The sequence below is a fragment of the uncultured Escherichia sp. genome (assembly GCF_948475835.1).
Lineage (GTDB): Bacteria > Pseudomonadota > Gammaproteobacteria > Enterobacterales > Enterobacteriaceae > ECMA0423.
Genome location: NZ_CAOLGM010000068.1, coordinates 1 through 23,504, shown reverse-complemented (window position 1 = coordinate 23,504; position 23,504 = coordinate 1). Strand labels below are relative to the sequence as shown.

Annotated in this window: 20 protein-coding genes and 3 pseudogenes; 6 read left to right on the top strand and 17 right to left on the bottom strand. The window is 45.3% G+C overall.

All coding sequences use genetic code 11. The features are described from left to right. Positions 1-100: 100 nt before the first annotated feature. The 9 genes from QZF50_RS14120 to QZF50_RS14080 form a co-directional block, all read right to left on the bottom strand. Positions 101-469 (bottom strand): type IV toxin-antitoxin system YeeU family antitoxin, encoded by a 369-nt coding sequence (locus QZF50_RS14120; RefSeq protein WP_061892627.1) that lies wholly within the window; start codon positions 467-469, stop codon positions 101-103. Positions 470-631: 162 nt separating this feature from the next. Then, positions 632-853 carry a DUF987 domain-containing protein gene (locus tag QZF50_RS14115; RefSeq protein ID WP_000692303.1) on the bottom strand — a complete coding sequence of 74 codons (222 nt, stop codon included), beginning with the start codon at positions 851-853 and terminating at the stop codon, positions 632-634. 62 nt (positions 854-915) lie between these two features. Continuing rightward, the gene (locus tag QZF50_RS14110; RefSeq protein WP_290388896.1) at positions 916-1,392 is read right to left on the bottom strand and encodes a RadC family protein; all 477 of its coding nucleotides are present in this window, start codon (positions 1,390-1,392) and stop codon (positions 916-918) included. 15 nt (positions 1,393-1,407) lie between these two features. Further along, positions 1,408-1,893 carry an antirestriction protein gene (locus QZF50_RS14105; protein WP_290386315.1) on the bottom strand — a complete coding sequence of 162 codons (486 nt, stop codon included), beginning with the start codon at positions 1,891-1,893 and terminating at the stop codon, positions 1,408-1,410. A gap of 54 nt (positions 1,894-1,947) precedes the next feature. Next, positions 1,948-2,766, bottom strand: a complete 819-nt coding sequence (locus QZF50_RS14100) for a DUF932 domain-containing protein (protein WP_290378687.1) — start codon at positions 2,764-2,766, stop codon at positions 1,948-1,950. A 98-nt stretch (positions 2,767-2,864) separates the two neighbouring features. Beyond that, entirely contained in the window at positions 2,865-3,098 is a 234-nt protein-coding gene (locus QZF50_RS14095) for a DUF905 family protein (protein ID WP_001278287.1), read from the bottom strand. Positions 3,099-3,103: 5 nt separating this feature from the next. Next, a complete protein-coding gene (locus tag QZF50_RS14090; protein ID WP_061892477.1) occupies positions 3,104-3,781 on the bottom strand; it encodes a hypothetical protein in 678 nt (225 codons plus the stop codon). Between the two features lie 147 nt (positions 3,782-3,928). Beyond that, positions 3,929-4,609 (bottom strand): WYL domain-containing protein, encoded by a 681-nt coding sequence (locus QZF50_RS14085; protein WP_061892478.1) that lies wholly within the window; start codon positions 4,607-4,609, stop codon positions 3,929-3,931. A gap of 202 nt (positions 4,610-4,811) precedes the next feature. Beyond that, on the bottom strand, positions 4,812-5,696 hold the full coding sequence (locus QZF50_RS14080) for a GTPase (RefSeq protein ID WP_061892480.1): 885 nt from the start codon (positions 5,694-5,696) through the stop codon (positions 4,812-4,814). Positions 5,697-5,880: 184 nt separating this feature from the next. Between QZF50_RS14080 and QZF50_RS14075 the strand changes: the two genes are divergently transcribed. Beyond that, positions 5,881-7,011 carry a hypothetical protein gene (locus QZF50_RS14075; RefSeq protein ID WP_061892481.1) on the top strand — a complete coding sequence of 377 codons (1,131 nt, stop codon included), beginning with the start codon at positions 5,881-5,883 and terminating at the stop codon, positions 7,009-7,011. Positions 7,012-8,152: 1,141 nt separating this feature from the next. On the opposite strand, the gene QZF50_RS14070 is transcribed toward QZF50_RS14075, so the two are convergent. Then, positions 8,153-8,326, bottom strand: coding sequence for a hypothetical protein (locus tag QZF50_RS14070; RefSeq protein WP_171840577.1), 174 nt, complete (start codon positions 8,324-8,326; stop codon positions 8,153-8,155). Positions 8,327-8,520: 194 nt separating this feature from the next. On the opposite strand from QZF50_RS14070, the pseudogene QZF50_RS14065 reads away from it, so the two are divergent. After that, positions 8,521-9,228 (top strand): annotated as a pseudogene (locus QZF50_RS14065) (inovirus-type Gp2 protein); the annotation flags it as partial. A 91-nt stretch (positions 9,229-9,319) separates the two neighbouring features. Here QZF50_RS14065 and QZF50_RS14060 read toward each other — a convergent pair. Continuing rightward, positions 9,320-9,600: pseudogene (locus tag QZF50_RS14060) on the bottom strand (integrase core domain-containing protein); the annotation flags it as partial. Positions 9,601-9,698: 98 nt separating this feature from the next. Next, on the bottom strand, positions 9,699-10,643 hold the full coding sequence (gene dsdC, locus QZF50_RS14055; protein ID WP_061892483.1) for a DNA-binding transcriptional regulator DsdC: 945 nt from the start codon (positions 10,641-10,643) through the stop codon (positions 9,699-9,701). 217 nt (positions 10,644-10,860) lie between these two features. On the opposite strand from dsdC, the gene dsdX reads away from it, so the two are divergent. Continuing rightward, positions 10,861-12,198 carry a D-serine transporter DsdX gene (gene dsdX, locus QZF50_RS14050; protein ID WP_061892484.1) on the top strand — a complete coding sequence of 446 codons (1,338 nt, stop codon included), beginning with the start codon at positions 10,861-10,863 and terminating at the stop codon, positions 12,196-12,198. Positions 12,199-12,215: 17 nt separating this feature from the next. Then, a complete protein-coding gene (gene dsdA, locus QZF50_RS14045; RefSeq protein WP_000426426.1) occupies positions 12,216-13,544 on the top strand; it encodes a D-serine ammonia-lyase in 1,329 nt (442 codons plus the stop codon). Positions 13,545-13,651: 107 nt separating this feature from the next. On the opposite strand, the gene emrY is transcribed toward dsdA, so the two are convergent. Together emrY and emrK are read right to left on the bottom strand one after the other, a co-directional pair. Next, positions 13,652-15,190, bottom strand: a complete 1,539-nt coding sequence (emrY, locus tag QZF50_RS14040; RefSeq protein ID WP_001018713.1) for a multidrug efflux MFS transporter permease subunit EmrY — start codon at positions 15,188-15,190, stop codon at positions 13,652-13,654. After that, on the bottom strand, positions 15,190-16,353 hold the full coding sequence (emrK, locus tag QZF50_RS14035) for a multidrug efflux MFS transporter periplasmic adaptor subunit EmrK (protein WP_000435167.1): 1,164 nt from the start codon (positions 16,351-16,353) through the stop codon (positions 15,190-15,192). The genes emrY and emrK overlap by 1 nt, the downstream gene beginning before the upstream one ends. 414 nt (positions 16,354-16,767) lie before the next feature. On the opposite strand from emrK, the gene evgA reads away from it, so the two are divergent. Beyond that, entirely contained in the window at positions 16,768-17,382 is a 615-nt protein-coding gene (gene evgA, locus QZF50_RS14030; RefSeq protein ID WP_000991370.1) for an acid-sensing system DNA-binding response regulator EvgA, read from the top strand. Between the two features lie 4 nt (positions 17,383-17,386). Continuing rightward, positions 17,387-20,980, top strand: coding sequence for an acid-sensing system histidine kinase EvgS (evgS, locus tag QZF50_RS14025; RefSeq protein WP_073972192.1), 3,594 nt, complete (start codon positions 17,387-17,389; stop codon positions 20,978-20,980). Between the two features lie 55 nt (positions 20,981-21,035). Here the strand turns inward: evgS and yfdE are convergent, their stop codons facing one another. The 3 genes and pseudogenes from yfdE to QZF50_RS14010 form a co-directional block, all read right to left on the bottom strand. Then, entirely contained in the window at positions 21,036-22,181 is a 1,146-nt protein-coding gene (gene yfdE, locus QZF50_RS14020) for a CoA:oxalate CoA-transferase (protein WP_001296867.1), read from the bottom strand. A gap of 73 nt (positions 22,182-22,254) precedes the next feature. After that, positions 22,255-23,199, bottom strand: coding sequence for a transporter YfdV (gene yfdV / locus QZF50_RS14015; protein WP_000955028.1), 945 nt, complete (start codon positions 23,197-23,199; stop codon positions 22,255-22,257). Between the two features lie 69 nt (positions 23,200-23,268). Next, positions 23,269-23,504, bottom strand: a pseudogene (locus tag QZF50_RS14010) (oxalyl-CoA decarboxylase); the annotation flags it as partial.

The window sequence follows — 23,504 nt, the reverse complement described above, 5'->3', positions numbered from 1 at the left end:
AATGTGTTCATACTGAAGATTTTCCTGATATGCAGAGATGAAAAATGGGAAAGTGGCGTGGTGAAAACACCAGGCCGGAGCAGAAGGTTATTCTGATGATTTACTTTTTCGTTTCGGGCGTCGGATAAACAGCCATATAAACGTAACCACAGGAGCCGAGGGTGTCGGCTTCGCAGGTCAGTCCTCTGGCATACAGCGTGACGGTATGCTGATGGCGGGGATTCAGTTCACCGCTGGTGAGCATGAGTTCCAGTTGTTTCATCAGCAGCGGAAAGGCCTGGTCCAGATGGTACGCATCCGCGTCGCTGAACCGGCCTCTGATACCGGCGCGGTCGGCAGGGTAATACAACCGGTTACCCTCCTGCACCAGACGGGCGCCAAAACAGGGTGTTATGGTGCAGGGCTGCCCCCACCAGGGGCGGTTGTTATAGTCGTCGGGATAATTTGTCTCATGGTGCGTGTCTGACACGATAAAGTCCTCACAGAAAATCGGTTAAGAAGGGGTTAACGATGACAGGTCAGCCGGTGTGGAGACCGGCTTCGGTGAAGATGTATTCATTGATGAGAAGGGCCTCATCCACAGCGGCGTCTGAGGTCATCTGGTCGTACTCGTTTTCCGGGGGACGGAACATTAGTTCAGAGTGACGCTCATCAGCCGGACATACGGGCCAAAACTGTCCTTACGGCGTTCGGCAAACACGGCCAGCACACCGGGAATATCCTGTACTTCACGACCGGTATACGTCTCAGCACTGCCGTGCCAGCGGTACTTACCGGTGCAGAACGGAAAAAGACGGGATGCAGGATGCTGTTGGTGAATACGCATGGCTTCACCACGGGTGATGATTTTCATAGTGTGATACCTCTGAAGACAGAAGATAAAAGTGAAAACAAGCGTGATGTGGTTGTGACGGGTTAAAGCAGACCATGTTCGGCAAAGGAGAAAACCCGGTTGCCACCGACTATCAGATGGTCCGGCACCCGGATATCCACCAGGCCCAGTGCCTGTACCAGACGTTCCGTGATAAGGCGGTCTGCCTTGCTGGGTGTGACTTCACCGGACGGGTGATTGTGCGCCAGCACCACGGCAGCGGCATTGTGGTACAGGGCGCGTTTAATCACTTCCCGGGGATGGACTTCCGTGCGGTTGATGGTGCCGGTGAAGAGGGTTTCACCGGCAATCAGCTGATTCTGGTTATTCAGATACAGCACCCGGAATTCTTCACGCTCCAGTCCCGCCATGTTCAGAATCAGCCATTCCCGTGCCGCACGGGTGGAGGTGAAGGCCACGCCGGGTTCATGAAGATGGCGGTCCAGGGTTTTCAGGGCCCGCTGAATGAGGTTGCGCTCGCCGGGCGTCATCGCTCCGGGCAGAAAGGAAAGTTGTTGCATTGTGCTTCTCTCCATTCAGTCGATGATGCGCATAATGGCGCTGCATTCCGGATGCTGCAGGGCGTAATCCCGCAGCCGGTAATAATGGACCGTCATGGCATAATTCTCCGTACGACAGGCATGATGGCTGTACGTCATCAGACAGGCGGCAATACCGGCGGCTTCCGGGCTCATTTCAGCGCGGTTACCGTTCATGGCATTGAACAGTACCCAGTTTTCGCCATCATCGTCATCCGGTTCGGGGGCCATAAATGCCCCGCCGTTGTTCAGACTGTACAGATTCCAGATACCACCGCAGTAGTCTTCGCACAGACGGTCCATCCAGCCGAAAACACGGGGCTCCAGGGTCACCCACTGTGGAATGAGGCCAAAATGCTGCGGCCAGAAGCTGATGCGCTGTTCATCAGGGACTATGGTGGCAACCAGCTGAGGCTGGTCATTCCCTGATGCAGCGGTTACGGAAACAGAAGATGTGGTGGAATTATGTGAAATGGTTTTCATGAAATGACTCCTTAAAGGACAAATAAATGCGTGGTTTTCAGGGTAATGGCTGAATCAGCGCAGGCTCTCCAGCAGCGTTTCCGCCATCACCCACAATGCGCGGTTGAGCTTAATGTCAGTGTCAATGCTGTGAATGGCATGGGTATGGATACGTTTTCCTTTAGCGCTGCGACCTGAAATTCCGCCTTTCAGCATATTCTCCTGAATGGTCTGATAAGCACTCCACAGGTCCTTACCGTAATCCTCCCGGCGTCGTGGCGTCAGAATGTCGGCGGTGGTGACGGGCTGATGTTCGTCACCATAACGGTAAGTCAGTGCCGCCTGTGCCAGCGCCTGGCGTGCCGGTGGCGGCAGGACCAGCGACTGCATGGCATCACGCTTCTCCTCTATCCGGTCAAACACGCCCACCACCTCGTAAGCCCCTTCAATGACTCTGTCCACCACATTTCCCCGGTGCGGAACACGCACTTCCCCCAGAGACTGACCACAGACGCATCCGTTCTGGCAGACGAACCTGAAGTAACCCGGCAGCATCTGGTAGCTGGAGGTACCGTCATGAGAGTTGAGCAGAATAATTTCAGGGACATGTTCTCCGTTTATCTCTCCGGCCCGCCGCAGACGCAGCATGTGTTTTGTGTATCCCCGGCGGCCCGGGTCGCGCACACGGGTCTGGCAGGCGAAGAATGGCTGAAAGCCTTCCCGCTGCAGGCTTTCCAGTACGGTGATGGTGGGGATGTACGTATAGTTCTGGCTTCGGGACGAGTGTTTCTCTTCCCCGAAAATCCCCGGCACATAGTGCATCAGTTCTTCGTGTGTCAGCGGACGGTCACGGCGTATCTGGTTCGCATAACCAAAACGACTGGCTAGTCGCATAATTTGCTCCTTATCGGTGGTTAAGATTTACTGGTGTAATAAATGAAAAAGCCACGTCTCCCGGAGAAGACGCGGCCTGATGGATGAAATGAAGACGTTTATTGCCTGAGAATTCCCTCACTGGCGAGATACGAATTTAGCTGTTTTCCGGCATCAGGTTCAAAATTCCAGCACCGCCAGCGTAGCTGCCCTTCGGCATTGCGGATAACCAGCCGGAAATGCGTTCCCTGGTCATCTTCAATAAGCACATTGCGGTAAGCTGTTGTGACGGCAACCGCCTGTTCGCGTGAGAAAGGGCCTTCGGGCAATAAAACAGGGTGGCAGTCCGACATACCGGCTATTTTCCGATAAATTCAACGCTGGCGCCGGTGGCATTACCGTCAGCACCAACCGTGACGGTCACTTTGTCGTACGCACGGTCTTCAGGATTGAATACTTCAAACTCAACCTTATTGCCTTTTACTTCGTAAGAGCCAAAATCAGCGGTTTCTGTTATTTCCTCGTCATATTCCCGGGCGTATGCCTGCCGGGCAGCCTGCAGGACGGAATCTTTATTAATAGTGGTCGTCTGTTTCGGGGAAAAACCGGCAAGTGATGTGACAAATTTCGGACAGACCTTCAGCATATCACCGCGGGTGAATTCCATTCGTACACCAAATGCCTGTAAAACGGACACATCACGCTCTGCTATGGAGTGAACGGCTTTTTTGACCATTTCCGGCGCCTGTCCGATTTCCACCTCAACAGCCCTGAATCCCGTCTGCTGATTACACATTTGTGATGTGGGGATCAGGTTACCGTTAATACTGATACGGCTGCCCAGGAGCGTCTGTACACCATTCGGGCATCCCTGCATCAGGCCGGTAATACCAATCGTGCCATTTTTCAGCATTACCAGCGCCTGACCATCTTCCGTCATGGTCTGACACCAGCCGTTTTTGACAGCCCAGTTGCCGGCGGAGGCGGAGAATGATGCCACAGTGAACAGCAGGGGAAAAAGAGCTCTGGTATTCATGACTGACCTCTGAAATGAACGTACGGTGTTATTGATAATGATGGAAGGTATGCAGTGACTGTTCAGGGAATGACGTAGCCGTATATTTAGTTTTCTGTTCAACATATTGTCTCCATACCTGTCGGGACGGCTTTGGCAGGCCGGCGATCACAGGTTAAAGGTGTTGATAAGTTTATGGATGAAAGAGAAATGTGGCAGGGCGGAGATAAAACGCTCTTCAGCGACCAGACTGTGGATGTGGCCTCTCCGTTCAAACCGTTCTGATGTCAGGCTGACTGATTTGATATCTGCCAGAGGAAAGACCTGCAGTTTTCCCTTCTGTAACGCGATCAGATACCAGCTACCGCTGTAATAAATGAGCCGGCAGGGCTCCAGTGACGGATACCATCGCTCAGTCATCAGAGAGATGTGGATACACTGTCTTATTGCCAGGATGAGTTGCGAGAAACACTCGGGGAACGTTGCAGTGATATCCGGCGCCGGTAGCCAGATAAGGCAGGGAGAGGGCTCCTGGTTGTCGGTAAGACAGGTTATCAGTCGTCCGTTCCGGAGCGGAAGTATCCGTGCGATCCCGGTATTCTGTATAAAAGAAAGCATTTCAGGGATCGCACTTGGGCTGCTCTGTCGTCTGAGGCTGTACCTGCCATTTCTGTACTCTAAATCCAGGTGAACCAGACGCTGATGAAAATCGCGCTGTAAAGTACGTTCTGTAACGCCAAATTCATCTGACAGTGTTTTTAGTGACAGAGATTCTCCGGCCATCAGTCGGCTGATAATGAGTGATAAGCGAACCGCCAGGCGATCATGCCGGGAACGATTATCAGACATAGATGTGCACTCCGTAAGAAAACATCTTTTATTTCATGATGTTATTATGCATCATGATGTTGAAAGGATGTGTCGCATCCGGATAATCAGGAATAAAATGCAGCAGAAAAAATATTCTTTTAATTATCTGATTTTTAAGCATGACTTCATAAAAAGAAGAATGCTCGTTAATCCAGCGACACATCCTGTCGGCGTGAGTGTGTCAGAACAGACGCTCCCACAGTGTGATCAGCAGGTGGATAATGCGGTCCCGGGCTTTACGCAGAAGCTGTAACATCCAGGCCGGAAAACTGAAACGGGCAACGGCGACGTCAAAACTTTTCCCGATGGTTTCACCAAAAGTCTGTTGTGCGTGTTTCTGGGCCTGTTCAGAGCGGTTTTCTCCCCGGATATGTGAATACACCGCGCTGGTTGCCTGTGGTGGCAGTGCGTGGATCATCAGCGACACAAACGCCGGAAGGTTCCAGCCGACAGGTGCAGCAACGGAGAGTACCGGAAATGATGAAGGGAACAGGGTTGCCACCCGGGCTGTCACCGTCGCCAGTGAAAGCGCCTGCTGACGGGACGGGCATTTTTCTGTGGCATTCCATTCTTCAGCAGGAAACACGCGATCGGCATGGCTGAGAACAAACAGAAAACGCGAGGGATCTGCGCCTTCATTCAGTAAAAACTGATGCATGGTAATGTCGGCGGCATACGCGCGTTCATCTGCCCGCAGGATCCAGATAATCAAATCCACTTCCGGCAGTAACTGACGGTAAAGCGCCCGGTATTCCTGATCATGTTGCGGCGTCTCTCCAATGCCGGGCAGATCGACCAGCGTCATTCTGCGTTCACCGATCTGCAGGGTAAGACGATGAGCCTGGCGGGTGCAGCCGTTCAGGGGATGCGTGGCACAGATATGGGACTGAAAAATAGCATTACACAGGCTACTTTTGCCGGTGCCGGATTTACCCATAATGCCAATCACGGGCTCGTAATGAATAACACCGTGGAGATGTTCAAGGATTTTCTGGCGAATTTCTTCAGGAAGAAACGTCAGATATGATTTCACTTGTGCTGAGAGGGAAGAATGGCTGAATGACATACCGTTATCCTGTTGATTTCGCTGAACCGGATCACACTAATCCGGTTTATCATTCATGTAATATGGACGTGAAAAATGATGGAATGTCTGAATTACGGACATGATTGTTAAAGTGTAATAGAGTATGAAGTGAGTTTTTCCGAACGGGAACTAATGACATACTGCGGTTTCAGGAGATGAGAGGATGACCGGACGTAAAAACAAATGTGTCAGAAAAAATTGTAACAATCAGGTTTTCTCAGTAAAAATGGCAGTGGAGAAAAGACTGTGCAGAAAACATTATGAGAGGTTTTGTGAGCTCAAAAAAAGAAGAGAGCAAAATCCTGTTCACAGATTAAATGAAGCATTGCCAAGAAAGATAAAAGGACCCAAAAGTAAGAAAAAATTAGTAAAAGAAAGAGAAATCATTAACAGCAGAAAAAAACATAAACAGGAGCAGGGACCATCGCTGGCTGAACTTAATAAAAAAGTTCGTGAGATACTGAAAACTCCGGCATGGAGAACGCTGGAAACGAGAATTCGAAGAAATGGCATCACATTTAAGTCAAAAGCAGAGTTAGATGCGCTTTCTGAACTTTATGCAATTTATTCATGGGTTTCATATTGCAAACGGGGCGATAATTATTCTGTGTGGTTTTTGAATTGTCCGGATGTAAATATAAATCTTCATGTGTGCGAATGCCGGTCTTCTGAAAGCGATTGTTATCTGCCATCCCGTTTTATTATCCTTCCAGCTCCATTAAGGCAAAAAGTAAAAAGAAAATACTCTGCTAATTCGTCTGGGGTACCAGGACATAATGATTCAAAAAGTCTTTATAAGACAGTTTTGTCTGTTTGTGGTGGGAAAAGAGAAACCGAATTGTTCTTTTATTCACTGCCAGTAAAGACTAATCATCATCCTTACTGGATTAAAAGTGGTGTGGTTAAAAGATTTTCTCCTGTTTTTGGTTTGTTGTTTTATGAGCAGGAAAGGTTAACAGGAGGTGTTTTTCGTTATGTGTTGATAAGGTTTTATAATGCTTTTAAGGAGAATTTGTTTTTTGTTGAGATTGTCTCATGCTGTTTTCTTGTTGAGTTTTTTCATGATATTGATTCATTTTTTATAAATCAACGATTAAGTAAGCTGGAAAGTTTTATAGATAAGTGGAGGGAGGGGAAAGAAATCTGGATAAAAGCATATCTACAACTGATACATAATACATTGGGAATAACTGAAACAGAAAAACTCGTCAATCTATATAATTCATTTTTTACTGATAAAGTGGTTCTCTGGGATGAATCAGTAAAAAAAGTCAAGTGGATTTATGAGAAATAGCACCATTTAACTGAAAGCTACCATAACGTCTTTTTGATTACACATATGATAATGCGTCTCATTTAAATTTCGTTTTTTTGGTCATAGAAATTTTCCGAACATCAGTAATAATGAGGATCTTGTTGTTTTTGTTTCTGCAATGTTTGAGGGCTGTTCCTGGAGACGATTCGTTGCTTGTGAGCAAGTGGTGGTCCGCTTTACTGGACAAGTTTTGCATTTGTTGAGTGGTGAAATGGAAGTAAAAAGAGCCCCTTTCTGGCAATGACTGAAAAAGTCAGTAGCGTGTGACAGTAAAAACTAACATAAAGTGATTATCGTATGATTATGACAATAACTTATAACTTTTATGAAAAGAACAACAGAAACTACGAAGCCATAACAGATTCCTGAGACCATATTTTCTGAGGTAGAGAAAATAATTCAAGAGTAAACCAGTTTGTTTTTTGGTCAGTAAAGAACCATGCCTGATGTGAAAACGGGTAATCAACATTCAGTCTGCATGGATGTTTGGAAGAGTTGAGAATGTCGGTATGATACTATATACACGTATTTAACTAAGCATTTCAGTAAGTGTTATACACGTATTTTCATAAACACTTCTACAAGTGTTTTCGTTAAGCATTGCTATACACATCCAGTTTAGTAAATCTTTACGTTAACTAAATCAGTTTAATGCTGCTGTAAAACCTTTCTGCTTCAGCAATCAATCTGCTATTCGATTTTACTGATATTACGTTTAACCTTTCCTGATATTTCGAGTTTCGACGTTAGCATGAGAAAAGTATCTTTACGCTAAATCAACCCGAACTTTCCTGAAGTAATCTGACGTTCTTTTCGATGTGCTTACGACGATTCTGTTAAATGACTTTCTGGATGTTTTGATAACAATCAGATTGAGGCATTAACGATTCCTGACGTTTTTCTTTTCCGTGTAAGGTTATTGTTTTCGTCATGAGGTTTCTTCTTGCATTGCGAAAGTGTGATGAACGGTTTTGTTGTTTTGATTCAGATGAAGTTTACGTTATCGATGGTTAATCGTTTTTATGGTGCGTAGTGAAACATAACGCTTTCAGGAAGGGAAAATCGATTCTGATGGGGATGATTGTGTAACGGCGTTATCTGTAAACAGGTTTTAAACGTGTCATTCGCATCCGTGATTGAGTTGTGTGATTAAGCTATAGGTTTTGGCGTTGTTGTTGATTTGCATTACCAGAAAGCGTTCTGATTGCGTTTTTGATGTTTTGTTTTCACGTTCTGTTGATCCGTTTCCCTTTTGACTTTTTTCGTCATCCATATTGTTTTCAAATCCATTCATGCTGTTGCTGCGTGTTTTTACCTTACGTGCAGGATTCTCTTTTCGTTACGGGATGGTTTATTACGTTTCAATCTCTCTTAATCAGAGAGTTGTAGCATTGCTTAATGACATGATGCCGTAAAGTTTTATTGCGGTGATTAATGATGTGAAGTCAATCCAAATCAACGGAGATCTCTCATCATGAAAATACGCAGCAGCACCGTGCCGTCTCGTTAATCCGGGTGGATTTACGTTTCCCTGAGTATATGCCTGTCACCATCATGGATCCCGATCCGGATTCAGCGGTGATTTCTCGTTTTTTTGCATCCCTGAAAGCCAAAATTCAGGCTTACCAGCGGAAAAAAAGATGTGCCAATCAGCGTGTGCATGCAACCAGCCTGGGTTATTTCTGGTGTCGGGAGTTTGGCAAGGAAAAAGGCAGGAAACATTATCACGTGATATTGCTGCTCAACAAAGATACCTGGCGCTCGCCAGGGAATTTCAGCGAACCATCTTCGCTGGCGACGCTGATCCAGCTGGCATGGTGCAGCGCTCTGCATCTTGAGCCCTGGCAGGGTAATGGACTGGTTCATTTTTCCAGGCGGACGCCTTTCCGTAAACCGACATCATCTGATGCTCGCCCTTCTTCCGATGATACGCCTTTGTCGGGTGGATGTTCTGAAATCAGAAAGGTTTCAGACAAAAAGTCTGGTGAAGCCGCAGTTCTCTGGATCAAGCGTGGTGATGTGGAAGCGATGCAGAAAGCCCGGAACAGAGCCCGTTATCTCGTGAAGTATGAGACGAAGCAGCATGACGGCTCAGGTCAATGTAATTATGGTTGCAGTCGTGGACCGGGGCGTCTACTGGATGGCAGGTTTTACCCTGTAAAACGGCATCCGGTGCCAGATTGTATGTCACAGTAAGGGCGTGGTTGACGCCCTTAGCTCGTTTTCTGAAAAAGTCGTCCTGAAGTAATGCAATGGTATTGCCATTTGCTTCCGCTCGCATAATAAGCTTTTCTGCTTCTGCCGGAGGGATGTGCCACAGCCTTTCCAGTAAACGTCGATTGTTATACCAGTCCATCCACGTTAGTGTGGCCAGTTCCACTTCTGCACGATTTTTCCAGCTCTTATGGTGTATTCCGCTTTGTAAAGATCATTGATGCTCTTCGCCATCGCGCTGTCATACGAGTCGCCTGTACGCCCTGTTGATGCTTGCAATCCGGCCTCCTTAAGCTGCTGCGTGTGGATCCCTGATACATACTGAGAAACTTTATCACTGTGATGGGCTGTGCCGTACAAATGACGGAGCGCAATGTCTGCGGCCCGGTACATCCGACACCAATGTTGTTTTCAGGGCAATGAGCCCTTCCATATTGTCGGTATCCCCGGTATCACTGATACTGACAAGACTGACATACCTGCTCTCTTAGCCAGGTAATAAATGCCTCAATTTTTGGCCACTGCCTGCCCGGTAATGTGGTGATGTAATAATGCTGATGGCATTTCACCGTCATATCGCCAAACGGCGCGACGAGCTCACCACTGACAAGCCTTTTTTGTACCAGGCGTTTCCTTCCCATCGCCACCCCAATATGATTCATCGCGGCGATAACAGCTAAATCAGAACGATCAAAGCCAATTCCAGAAGATGTCGGCAAATTAACCGCATAATGTTGCGCCCAACTATGCCATTCATCCGTACCGGAGTCGTTGCTCCATGCCTGTCTGTCATGAAGCAAGGTACAGTGACGCAGGTTAATTACCGTGTTGGTTAAAGCATGTCTTTGAGCGTATTCCGGGCTACATACTGGCAGGATTTCTTCATCCATCAGAAAGTGATGAGTCAGTTGCGCTGACGGCGCGTCATCAAAGTAGATTGCCAAATCGATTCCGGCACGTTGCAGATTGACATTGTCATTACCAGTGAGCACGGTGAGCGAAATAGACGGATATCGGCGTGTAAAGTCACCTAATGCGGGCACCAACCAGCATTGGGCGATAGAGGGCCGGGAATACAGAGTTAACGTTCCCGATAACTCCTGATTTTTGATATCAAGAATTTCCTGGTTCAGGGTATCCAGCGACGATTTTAGCGCCCAATAAACGCGAGTCCCCTCGTGCGTTAATTCCACTTTGCGATGGGAACGGACAAACAACTGAATACCCAATTCTTCTTCCAGCTGATTGATACGGTGACTTACCGCACTGGGGCTCAGCGACAATTCCTCTGCCGCCAGGGCGAAGGACTGATGCCTGGCAGCCACTTCAAATGTATGCAGTTTTGATAATTGCCAGCCGTTAAGCAGCCGATTTCTTATTTCACGAAGGGGTTCCATAATCACCTCATTTTTCGCTTAAGTGTAAAAAAATAGCGGCAAAACTTCAGCTGTAAGGTGAGCTAAAGTGAATCATATCTCAATTCACCTTCATTTTTAGATGTAAATCACCCCATTGATGCAATTTGTCTCATGTGAAAGGCAAATTTTATCGTTTGTCAGCCTGCGTTGTTTTTTTGTCCAATATCATCAGATTAATCACAGGGGAAGGTGAGATATGCACTCTCAAATCTGGGTTGTGAGCACGCTGCTTATCAGCATCGTGTTAATTGTACTGACCATCGTGAAGTTCAAATTCCACCCGTTTCTGGCGCTGTTACTGGCCAGCTTCTTTGTGGGAACGATGATGGGCATGGGGCCACTGGATATGGTAAATGCTATTGAAAGTGGAATTGGCGGAACGCTGGGGTTCCTTGCTGCGGTGATCGGCCTTGGCACGATACTGGGAAAAATGATGGAAGTATCCGGGGCCGCAGAAAGAATTGGTCTGACACTTCAACGCTGCCGCTGGCTTTCGGCTGATGTCATTATGGTGCTGGTTGGCCTGATTTGTGGCATCACGCTGTTTGTTGAAGTGGGCGTCGTGCTATTGATTCCTCTGGCTTTTTCAATTGCCAAAAAAACCAATACCTCATTATTAAAGCTTGCCATTCCGCTGTGTACCGCATTGATGGCAGTGCACTGCGTGGTTCCTCCACATCCGGCTGCTTTATATGTTGCCAATAAGCTGGGCGCAGATATCGGTTCGGTGATCGTCTACGGTTTGCTGGTTGGGCTGATGGCATCACTGATCGGTGGCCCACTTTTCCTTAAATTTCTGGGTCAACGACTGCCCTTTAAACCTGTACCCACAGAGTTTGCCGATCTCAAAGTTCGCGATGAAAAAACACTACCGTCATTAGGCGCAACGTTATTCACCATACTGCTACCCATTGCGCTGATGTTGGTTAAAACGATTGCCGAATTGAATATGGCGCGTGAGAGTGGTTTGTATACCTTGCTTGAGTTTATTGGCAACCCTATCACTGCCATGTTTATCGCCGTGTTTGTCGCCTATTATGTGTTGGGTATACGTCAGCATATGAGCATGGGAACGATGCTCACACATACGGAAAATGGCTTCGGTTCTATTGCTAATATTTTGCTGATTATCGGGGCCGGAGGCGCATTCAACGCCATTCTGAAAAGCAGCGGTCTCGCTGATACGCTGGCAGTTATTCTCTCCAATATGCATATGCACCCGATTCTTCTGGCCTGGTTGGTGGCACTTATTCTGCATGCTGCGGTGGGCTCCGCTACCGTGGCAATGATGGGGGCAACGGCAATTGTTGCACCCATGCTGCCGCTGTATCCCGACATCAGCCCGGAAATTATTGCGATTGCTATCGGTTCAGGTGCGATTGGCTGCACGATCGTTACGGACTCGCTTTTCTGGCTGGTGAAGCAATATTGCGGCGCTACGCTCAATGAAACATTTAAATACTATACGACAGCGACATTTATCGCTTCAGTCATCGCTCTGGCGGGCACATTCCTGCTGTCATTTATCATCTAAGCGCAAAGAGACGTATTATGGAAAACGCTAAAATGAACTCGCTCATCGCCCAGTATCCGTTGGTAAAGGATCTGGTTGCTCTTAAAGAAACCACCTGGTTTAATCCTGGCACGACCTCATTGGCTGAAGGTTTACCTTATGTTGGCCTGACCGAACAGGATGTTCAGGACGCCCATGCGCGCTTATCCCGTTTTGCACCCTATCTGGCAAAAGCATTTCCTGAAACTGCTGCCACTGGGGGGATTATTGAATCAGAACTGGTTGCCATTCCAGCTATGCAAAAACGGCTGGAAAAAGAATATCAGCAACCGATCAGCGGGCAACTGTTACTGAAAAAAGATAGCCATTTGCCCATTTCCGGCTCCATAAAAGCACGCGGCGGGATTTATGAAGTCCTGGCACACGCAGAAAAACTGGCTCTGGAAGCGGGGTTGCTGACGCTTGATGATGACTACAGCAAACTGCTTTCTCCGGAGTTTAAACAGTTCTTTAGCCAATACAGCATTGCTGTGGGCTCAACCGGAAATCTGGGGTTATCAATCGGCATTATGAGCGCCCGCATTGGCTTTAAGGTGACAGTGCATATGTCTGCTGATGCCCGGGCATGGAAAAAAGCGAAACTGCGCAGCCATGGCGTTACGGTCGTGGAATATGAGCAAGATTATGGTGTTGCCGTCGAGGAAGGACGTAAAGCAGCGCAGTCTGACCCGAACTGTTTCTTTATTGATGACGAAAATTCCCGCACGTTGTTCCTTGGGTATTCCGTCGCTGGCCAGCGTCTTAAAGCGCAATTTGCCCAGCAAGGCCGTATCGTCGATGCTGATAACCCTCTGTTTGTCTATCTGCCGTGTGGTGTTGGCGGTGGTCCTGGTGGCGTCGCATTCGGGCTTAAACTGGCGTTTGGCGATCATGTTCACTGCTTTTTTGCCGAACCAACGCACTCCCCTTGTATGTTGTTAGGCGTCCATACAGGATTACACGATCAGATTTCTGTTCAGGATATTGGTATCGACAACCTTACCGCAGCGGATGGCCTTGCAGTTGGTCGCGCATCAGGCTTTGTCGGGCGGGCAATGGAGCGTCTGCTGGATGGCTTCTATACCCTTAGCGATCAAACCATGTATGACATGCTTGGCTGGCTGGCGCAGGAAGAAGGTATTCGTCTTGAACCTTCGGCACTGGCGGGTATGGCCGGACCTCAGCGCGTGTGTGCATCAGTAAGTTACCAACAGATGCACGGTTTCAGCGCAGAACAATTGCGTAATGCCACTCATCTGGTGTGGGCGACGGGAGGTGGAATGGTGCCGGAAGAAGAGATGAATCAATATCTGGCAAAAGGCCGTTAATAACGTTTCAACGCAGCATCGCAATCCTTTCCCTGGGTGAGCGATGCTGCCGATGGCGCAGACTTAAGATCCCCGGTCTTACCCGCTATAACCCCCTCCTTTTATCATCACCCAATGCCTTTCGCTGTAAACGGCGGTTTCGCAAACCAAACCAAAACCGTAAGTAAGATAAAAGCAATAGCCGCCATACGGAAAATCTCATTTGCAGAAATAGAAAGTGACTGCTGGGTTATTTCATTATTAATTTCATTAAGAACTCCTGAAAGCGAACCATAATATTTATCCATAATTTGTGACGATGAATTAAACACGGGGTTAAATTGATCGATGGTTGCTGTCAACTGACTATGGTGTAACGATTCGCGTCGTCCCCACAGCGTCATTGTCAACGACGTACCAACTGATCCTGACAAGGTACGAAAAAAATTACTCATACTCGAGGCATTGGCAAATTTATTATCTGGCAAGCCTGAAAACGAAATCGTTGTTAAGGGTAAAAAGAAACAGGCAACGGCGAATCCCTGAAAAAACTGCGGCAAAATGATGCCTGTAAAATCAATCGTTGGCATAAATGTCACAGAACGCCAGTAATAGCAAACCGCATACATCAAAAAACTAAATGTCACTAACAACCGCATGTCTATTTTGTTGCCATAACGTCCTATCAAAGGTGAAATTAATAGTGGCATGATGCCGATGGGCGCATAAGCAAGCCCGGCCCATATCGCATTATACCCCATCGTTTCCTGGAGTAACTGCGGCATAAGGACGATCGCTCCAGAGTAAAATAAATACGCGCAGGTGATACTCACAATACCAATGGTGAAATTACGAGACTTAAACAAACTGAGATCAAGAATCGGATTCTCTGAGGTCGACTCCCAAATGACTAAAGAGATCAGAGAAATAACTGATACTACTGTTAATATTATTATTGTACTCGAGTTGAACCAATCCAGATCGCGCCCTTTATCAAGCATAATTTGCAAGCCACCAACACCGAGCACTAACAGGGTCAGTCCTGGTAGATTCATTTTTACCGGTGAAGTTTCAGTTTCTCTTCCTTTAAGTAAGGTTAAGCATAATGTCAGGACGATAATCCCCATAGGGACATTGATTAAAAATATCCAACCCCAGCTAAAGTTATCGCAAATATAACCGCCCAATATCGGCCCACATATCGGAGCGATAATCACGGTCATTGACCATAATGCCAGAGCAAATGTTCTTTTTTCTGGTGGATAATTCCTCAATAATAAACTCTGTGACAGTGGAATTAACGGCCCCGCCATTAATCCCTGAACGACTCTAAAAAATATCAGCACATCAAGATTGGTCGATAGGCTACACATTAATGAAGACAGCGAAAAAAAGGTTACTGAAAGTAAAAATAATCTTAATTCGCCTATTCTTTGTGCCAACCTGCCAGTAACAGGGATCGCAATGGCATTTGCTACACCAAACGAGGTGATAACCCAGGTGCCTTCGTCTGTTGATGCTCCCAGAAAGCCAGATATTGTCGGTATTGCGACGTTAGAAATAGTGGAATCCAACATTTGCATAAATGTCGCTAATGACAATGCAATAGTGACGCACCATAACGTCCCACCGGTTAATGGTGCCGGAGTTGATTTAGTGATTGCCATTAAAGTTGTCCATTATGCGAAATAATGTTGCTAATTTCTTTTTCTATCGGACTGGTATCGATAACTAAAGCCTTACTGGTATAAGCCGGCATGGAGGTCACGGTTGAAGCCAGCTCAGGCATCTCGGCAATGTCTTCGTTCTTCGTATCAATAGTTGCTGTCATCGATAAACCAATACGCAAGGGATGTTCCATGAGTTCTTTTGGATCAAGAGAAACTTCAACCGGTACACGCTGAACGATTTTGATCCAGTTCCCTGTCGCATTTTGTGCAGGTAATAAGGAGAACGCATTGCCGGTTCCCATATTGATCCCTGTCACCCGACCATGAAACACAACATTTTCACCATAAAGATCGCTGATAATATTGACCGATTGACCAATCCGTACATCCGTAAGTTGTGTTTCTTTAAAGTTGGCATTAACCCACATTTGACGTGCCGGTACGACAGCCATTAACGATTGTCCGGGGCTCACTGTTTCGCCGACCTGAACACTTCGCTGGGCAATATAGCCGGTAACCGGACTCTTAATATCCGTACGTTTAAGCGCCAACCAGGCTTCTTTAGTTGCATCCGCCGCTTCAACGACTTGTGGCTGACGGTTTAATGGTGTGTTCATTACTAAAGCTTTATTCGCTTTATAAGCCTGGATAGCGGCATTCAATGCCGCTTTGCTACTTATTAACGTATCTTTGGTATGCTCCAGCGTTTCTTTTGAAATAACCCCCTGCTTCGCTAACGGCACTCGACGGTTATAATCTTCTAAAGATTGTTGATACTGAATACGTGCTGAAGCGACTTCGGCACTGTATTGTTTATCCTGTAAGTATAGTTTATTCGTTTGCCGAACAATATTTGCCAGATTATTTTTAGCTTTATTGAGTGCGATAGTGGCATCAGTTTTATCCAGTGAAACTAAAATGTCACCTTGTCGAACGTAGTTCGTATCTTTATGATTAACGACAGTGACACTACCTGAGACTTGTGCAGAAATTGGATCTGCATTCCCCGTGACATAGGCGTCATCTGTACTAATCATGTCTTCTAATTCCATTGACCAATAGGCATAGGCACCTGAAAACGCAATAAATAAAACTACCGCCAATAAAGAAAAGTATTTTCTTCTGTTAGAATGTTTTTTATTTGAATTAATCTGTTCCACTATTATCTCTCATTTCTCATAGATGAAATTTATGAATTGAATGAAAAGAGCATTCATTCTTCATATCAAACACAGTGCATGTGTTGCACATTATCCCAGGAACGTTGGAGGCCTAATTTAAATGAGGTGCAAAAAAACAACAGAGGACTAAACCGTGGCTTTTGCAATACAATTCTTACGCCTGTAGGATTAGTAAGAAGACTTATAGTGCCAACTTGAAACTATAAATCATCGGTACAATCCCTGATTTTATTGTTGACATTTCATTTATGCCGACTATTTATATGGTATACTTGTCGAATTATCTTAAAGGAAGCTCAGATTTTCTTATTTTTATTGAGAAAATGAGATGACGCCTTATGTCTGTATTACTACAGGGAGAAGGGAGATGCTTCATTGCAAAGGGAATAATCTATGAACGCAATAATTATTGATGACCATCCTCTTGCTATCGCAGCAATTCGTAATTTATTGATCAAAAACGATATTGAAATCTTAGCGGAGTTGACTGAAGGGGGAAGCGCCGTTCAGCGGGTGGAAACACTTAAGCCTGATATCGTCATCATTGATGTCGATATCCCCGGAGTTAACGGTATCCAGGTGTTAGAAACGCTGAGGAAGCGCCAATATAGCGGAATTATTATTATTGTCTCCGCTAAAAATGACCATTTTTACGGGAAACATTGTGCTGATGCTGGCGCTAATGGATTCGTGAGTAAAAAAGAAGGCATGAACAATATCATTGCGGCTATTGAAGCTGCAAAAAATGGCTACTGCTATTTCCCCTTCTCTCTCAACCGGTTTGTTGGAAGTTTAACGTCCGACCAGCAAAAACTCGACTCCTTATCGAAACAAGAAATTAGTGTCATGCGGTATATTCTTGATGGCAAGGATAATAATGACATTGCTGAAAAAATGTTCATCAGCAACAAAACTGTCAGCACTTATAAAAGTCGCCTGATGGAAAAATTAGAATGTAAATCACTGATGGATCTTTACACATTCGCGCAACGTAACAAAATCGGCTAATCACATGAAGTTTTTACCCTATTTTTTTCTTCTCTGTTGTGGTCTTTGGTCGACCATAAGTTTCGCAGACGAAGATTACATCGAATATCGTGGCATCAGTAGTAACAACCGTGTCACACTTGATCCAGTACGTCTGAGCAACAAGGAATTACGTTGGTTAGCGAGCAAAAAAAATCTTGTGATTGCAGTACACAAGTCCCAAACGGCTACCTTGTTGCATACCGATTCGCAGCAACAGGTTCGTGGTATTAATGCTGATTATTTAAATCTTTTAAAAAGAGCGTTAAATATCAAATTAACACTCCGGGAATACGCCGATCATCAAAAAGCAATGGACGCGCTTGCAGAAGGTGAAGTCGATATAGTGTTATCACATTTAGTTACTTCGCCGCCTCTTAATAGTGACATTGCTGCAACCAAACCATTGATAATTACCTTTCCGGCGCTGGTAACCACCCTTCACGACTCAATGCGACCGCTTACCTCACCAAAACCAGTAAATATTGCTCGGGTAGCAAATTACCCCCCAGACGAGGTAATTCATCAATCGTTTCCAAAAGCAACAATTATCTCTTTTACAAATTTATATCAGGCATTAGCATCCGTATCAGCCGGACAGAATGATTACTTTATTGGTAGTAACATCATTACCAGCAGTATGATTTCCCGCTATTTCACTCACTCCTTAAATGTAGTGAAATATTATAACTCGCCGCGTCAATATAATTTTTTCTTGACCAGAAAAGAATCCGTCATTCTTAATGAAGTACTCAATAGATTTGTTGATGCTTTAACAAATGAAGTTCGCTATGAAGTTTCACAAAATTGGCTTGATACAGGAAACCTGGCCTTTCTGAACAAACAATTAGAACTCACTGAACATGAAAAACAGTGGATTAAGCAACATCCCGATTTAAAGGTGCTGGAAAATCCTTACTCTCCTCCCTATTCTATGACGGATGAAAATGGCTCGGTTCGGGGCGTTATGGGGGATATTCTTAATATTATTACCTTGCAAACAGGTTTAAATTTTTCTCCGATCACCGTTTCACACAATATCCATGCTGGAACACAGCTTAGCCCCGGAGGATGGGATATAATACCTGGCGCTATTTATAGTGAAGATCGAGAAAATAATGTTTTATTTGCTGAAGCCTTCATAACAACGCCTTACGTTTTTGTCATGCAAAAAGCGCCTGACAGTGAACAAACATTAAAAAAAGGAATGAAAGTTGCCATTCCATATTATTATGAGCTGCATTCGCAATTAAAAGAGATGTATCCGGAGGTTGAATGGATACAGGTCGATAATGCCAGCGCTGCATTTCACAAGGTTAAGGAAGGTGAACTTGATGCTCTGGTCGCGACACAGTTAAATTCGCGTTACATGATCGATCATTACTATCCTAATGAACTTTATCATTTTCTTATTCCTGGCGTTCCGAATGCATCGCTTTCGTTCGCTTTTCCTCGCGGAGAACCGGAACTTAAGGATATTATTAATAAAGCACTGAATGCAATTCCCCCAAGCGAAGTTCTGCGCCTGACGGAAAAATGGATTAAAATGCCCAATGTGACCATTGACACATGGGACCTATATAGCGAGCAATTTTATATTGTTACGACATTATCCGTTTTATTAGTTGGCAGTAGCCTTTTATGGGGATTCTACCTGTTACGCTCAGTTCGTCGTCGTAAAGTCATTCAGGGTGATTTAGAAAACCAAATATCATTCCGAAAAGCACTCTCGGATTCCTTACCGAATCCAACTTATGTTGTAAACTGGCAAGGTAATGTCATTAGTCATAATAGTGCTTTTGAACATTATTTCACTGCGGATTACTACAAAAATGCAATGTTACCATTAGAAAACAGTGACTCACCCTTTAAAGATGTTTTTTCTAATGCGCATGAAGTCACAGCAGAAACGAAAGAAAATCGAACAATATACACACAGGTATTTGAAATTGATAATGGCATCGAGAAAAGATGCATTAATCACTGGCATACATTATGCAATCTTCCTGCAAGTGACAATGCAGTATATATTTGTGGTTGGCAAGATATTACTGAAACGCGTGATCTAATTAATGCACTCGAGGTAGAAAAAAATAAAGCGATAAAGGCTACCGTAGCAAAAAGTCAGTTTCTGGCAACGATGAGTCACGAAATAAGAACACCAATAAGCTCTATTATGGGCTTCCTGGAACTTCTGTCGGGTTCTGGTCTTAGCAAGGAGCAACGGGTGGAGGCGATTTCACTTGCCTACGCCACCGGACAATCACTCCTCGGCTTAATTGGTGAAATCCTTGATGTCGACAAAATTGAATCGGGTAACTATCAACTTCAACCACAATGGGTCGATATCCCTACTTTAGTCCAGAACACTTGTCACTCTTTCGGTGCGATTGCTGCAAGCAAATCGATCGCATTAAGTTGCAGCAGTACATTTCCTGATCATTACCTGGTTAAGATCGACCCTCAGGCGTTTAAGCAGGTCTTATCAAATTTACTGAGCAATGCTCTCAAATTTACCACCGAGGGGGCAGTAAAAATTACGACCTCCCTGGTTCACATTGATGACAACCACGCTGTTATCAAAATGACGATTATGGATTCTGGAAGTGGATTATCGCAGGAAGAACAACAACAACTCTTTAAACGCTACAGCCAAACAAGTGCAGGTCGCCAGCAAACAGGATCTGGCTTAGGCTTAATGATCTGCAAAGAATTAATTAAAAATATGCAGGGCGATTTGTCATTAGAAAGTCATCCAGGCATAGGAACAACATTTACGATCACAATCCCGGTAGAAATTAGCCAGCAAGTGGCGACTGTCGAGGCAAAAGCAGAACACCCCATCACACTACCTGAAAAGTTGAGCATATTAATCGCGGATGATCATCCGACCAACAGGCTATTACTCAAACGCCAGCTAAATCTATTAGGATATGATGTTGATGAAGCCACTGATGGTGTGCAAGCGCTACACAAAGTCAGTATGCAACATTATGATCTGCTTATTACTGACGTTAATATGCCGAATATGGATGGTTTTGAGTTGACTCGCAAACTCCGTGAGCAAAATTCTTCCTTACCCATCTGGGGGCTTACAGCCAACGCACAGGCTAACGAACGTGAAAAAGGGTTAAGTTGCGGCATGAACTTATGTTTGTTCAAACCGTTGACCCTGGATGTACTGAAAACACATTTAAGTCAGTTACACCAGGTTGCGCATATTGCACCTCAGTATCGCCACCTTGATATCGAAGCCCTGAAAAATAATACGGCGAACGATCTACAACTGATGCAGGAGATTCTCATGACTTTCCAGCATGAAACGCATAAAGATCTACCCGCTGCGTTTCAAGCACTAGAAGCTGGCGATAACAGAACTTTCCATCAGTGTATTCATCGCATCCACGGTGCGGCTAACATCCTGAATTTGCAAAAGTTGATTAATATTAGCCATCAGTTAGAAATAACACCTGTTTCAGATGACAGTAAGCCTGAAATTCTTCAGTTGCTGAACTCTGTAAAAGAACACATTGCAGAGCTGGACCAGGAGATTGCTGTTTTCTGTCAGAAAAATGACTAAATAGCGGCTCCCACAATGTTCAAATGTGGGAGCTATTTACCAGCACATCTTACATTTATGATGAGAACTCCTGGCGAATTTGTTCCCCATGCTGGTCGAGCGTTGCCGCTCCCGGCATAACATGCGGGTCCGCGCAGCCGCTGATTTTTATCGGATTACCCGGCATCATTATTCCCCCGGCTTCAATCAACATATTTCTTGCCTGAGTTTGTGGCAATTTAATGGCCTCAGCCACACTTAATAACGGCGCGACGGGTACACCAACTTCATGTATTCTGGCTAACCAAACTTCAGCTGCCTGCGTTTTTAACGTCCGCTCAATATATTGTTTAAGAATAGCCTGGTTTTGTACGCGTAAAATATTGCTGCTAAATCGGGGATCATTAACCAGTTCCGTAAGCTCCAGTGCCTGGCATAACGCAGAAAAAAGCTTGTCATTACCACAACAAATCGTAATCGGCTTATCCTGAGTATTGAAAACATCAAAAGGTGCCATGTAGGGATGGCGATTTCCCAGACGTTGTGGTGACTTCCCTGTCGCGATATATGCCATCAGACCATGCTCCAGAAAACTCAGCGTGGCATCAAACATCGCTATATCGACATGCGCCCCTCTCTGGCTCTTTTCGCGGCCATAAAGTGCACTCACTATTCCGCTGAATAAATAGACACCGCCGCATAGATCCGCAAGAGATGTACCAACGCGCACTGGCGGAGCATCAGGATATCCTGTTTCCATCATTATCCCGCTCATTGCCTGAATGATGGTATCGTAGGCAGGAGCATCTTTTAGCGGACCGGTATGTCCGAAACCTGACGATGAAGCATATATGAGGCGCGGGTTGATTTCTTGAAGCGTTTCCCATGAAAACCCCAGTTTTTCCATTGTACCTGGGCGAAAATTCTCAGCTAATACATCAGCTTGTTTGAGCATATTTATAAATATACTTTTATCGTGATCATTCTTTAAATCAAGAACCACACTCTCTTTGCCATGATTAATAAAACTGTAATAGAGTGACTGTCCATCCACATAGGGACCAAATGTGCGGGTATCATCACCATGACCTGGTGGCTCAACTTTAATTACCCTTGCGCCCATATTACAAAGAAGTTGAGTTCCGAAAGGTCCATTAAGGACATGTGTCATATCGATAACTAATAAGCCTTCAAACGGCCCTTTGCTTTCATTATTTGTCATTTGCTTATGCCTTGAAAAAAGCCGAAGGTGAAAAGACACTTCGGCATTTATGTAAAATCAATAACATGATTAATTATGAAACCAGTCGACTGACATAAATCCACAAGGGAGCCGTGACGACAAAGCCCAGTACGCTCACAGCCAATGACGCTGTACCAGTACGGGTGTAGACATTAAACCGGCTGGCAATAATGATTCCGGAGAATGCCGGCGGTAATGCGCCTGCCAGTACCATCATCTGCAGATGTTCGCTGTTCAAATGACATGCCATACCAACGAGTAGCAGTGCCAGTGGCATCAGAATCAGCTTCAGGAAGGTGTTATAAGCAATTTCGGCACTGAACTCGAATTTATGTGCAGCCAGAGTCAACCCCGCAGCGAATACCGCTACCCCTGAGTTAGCCTTCGCAATCAGATTAAAGGTTGGGTCCCATGCTGCCGGAATTTTTACCCCAACCAACACCAGGATCGTTGCCAGAACAGGTGCCCATACTACTGGCTCCTTTGCCGCAGAAATTAATGCGCTCAGATTACTATTCTTCTTACCATCCGCTCCTGAGGAAGGATTCAGCAAATACAGACCAATAGGAATAGTAATTGCGTTAACAATAATAGAAATAATTGCTACCACTAAACCTGTTGATACGGAATCACCATAAATAGGATCGAGAACTGCAAACCCCAGGAATCCAATGGTAGGTGAACCTGCAATTAATGCACATACAGCTGCTTCTGCATGGGTACGTTTAAAAAATTTGTAGCAACCGAACCAGGAGAAAAAGAAACATCCGACAATAACCACAAGTGATACAAGGGTCAGACGAGTGTCCGCAAAAATCATTTCCCTGTTTGCCCGAGTAATAGATACAAATAGAGCCGCAGGAAGCGCGTAGTTTAATACCAGTTTATTAAATGCCCGAGCTTGATCTTCTGAAAATGTTTCTCGTCTGCCGCTAAAATAACCCAACAGCATGATTACGATAATAGGCAATAAATCGCCAATAAAAAATGTTAGCATAATAGTATTTCCGATAAGGGTCCCCTCACCATCGCATAATGAGTTGGCAAGAGGAGACGATGTCAGTATTTAATTACCAGCGACTTGTTTTGGGTTAAGTTTGGTAATATGGCCACTTTCAGTTCCTGCTGCAGGGTCGATGACCACATTAATAATGGTCGGTTTGCGCGACTGAATACCGGTGGTTAAAGCATGACGAAGTTCATCTGTCGTGGTGACGTTATAGCCAACGCCACGAAACGCATCCATTAATTTGTCATACCTTGCATGGTGCAACAGATCCGTTGGTGATGGTGCACCAGCGC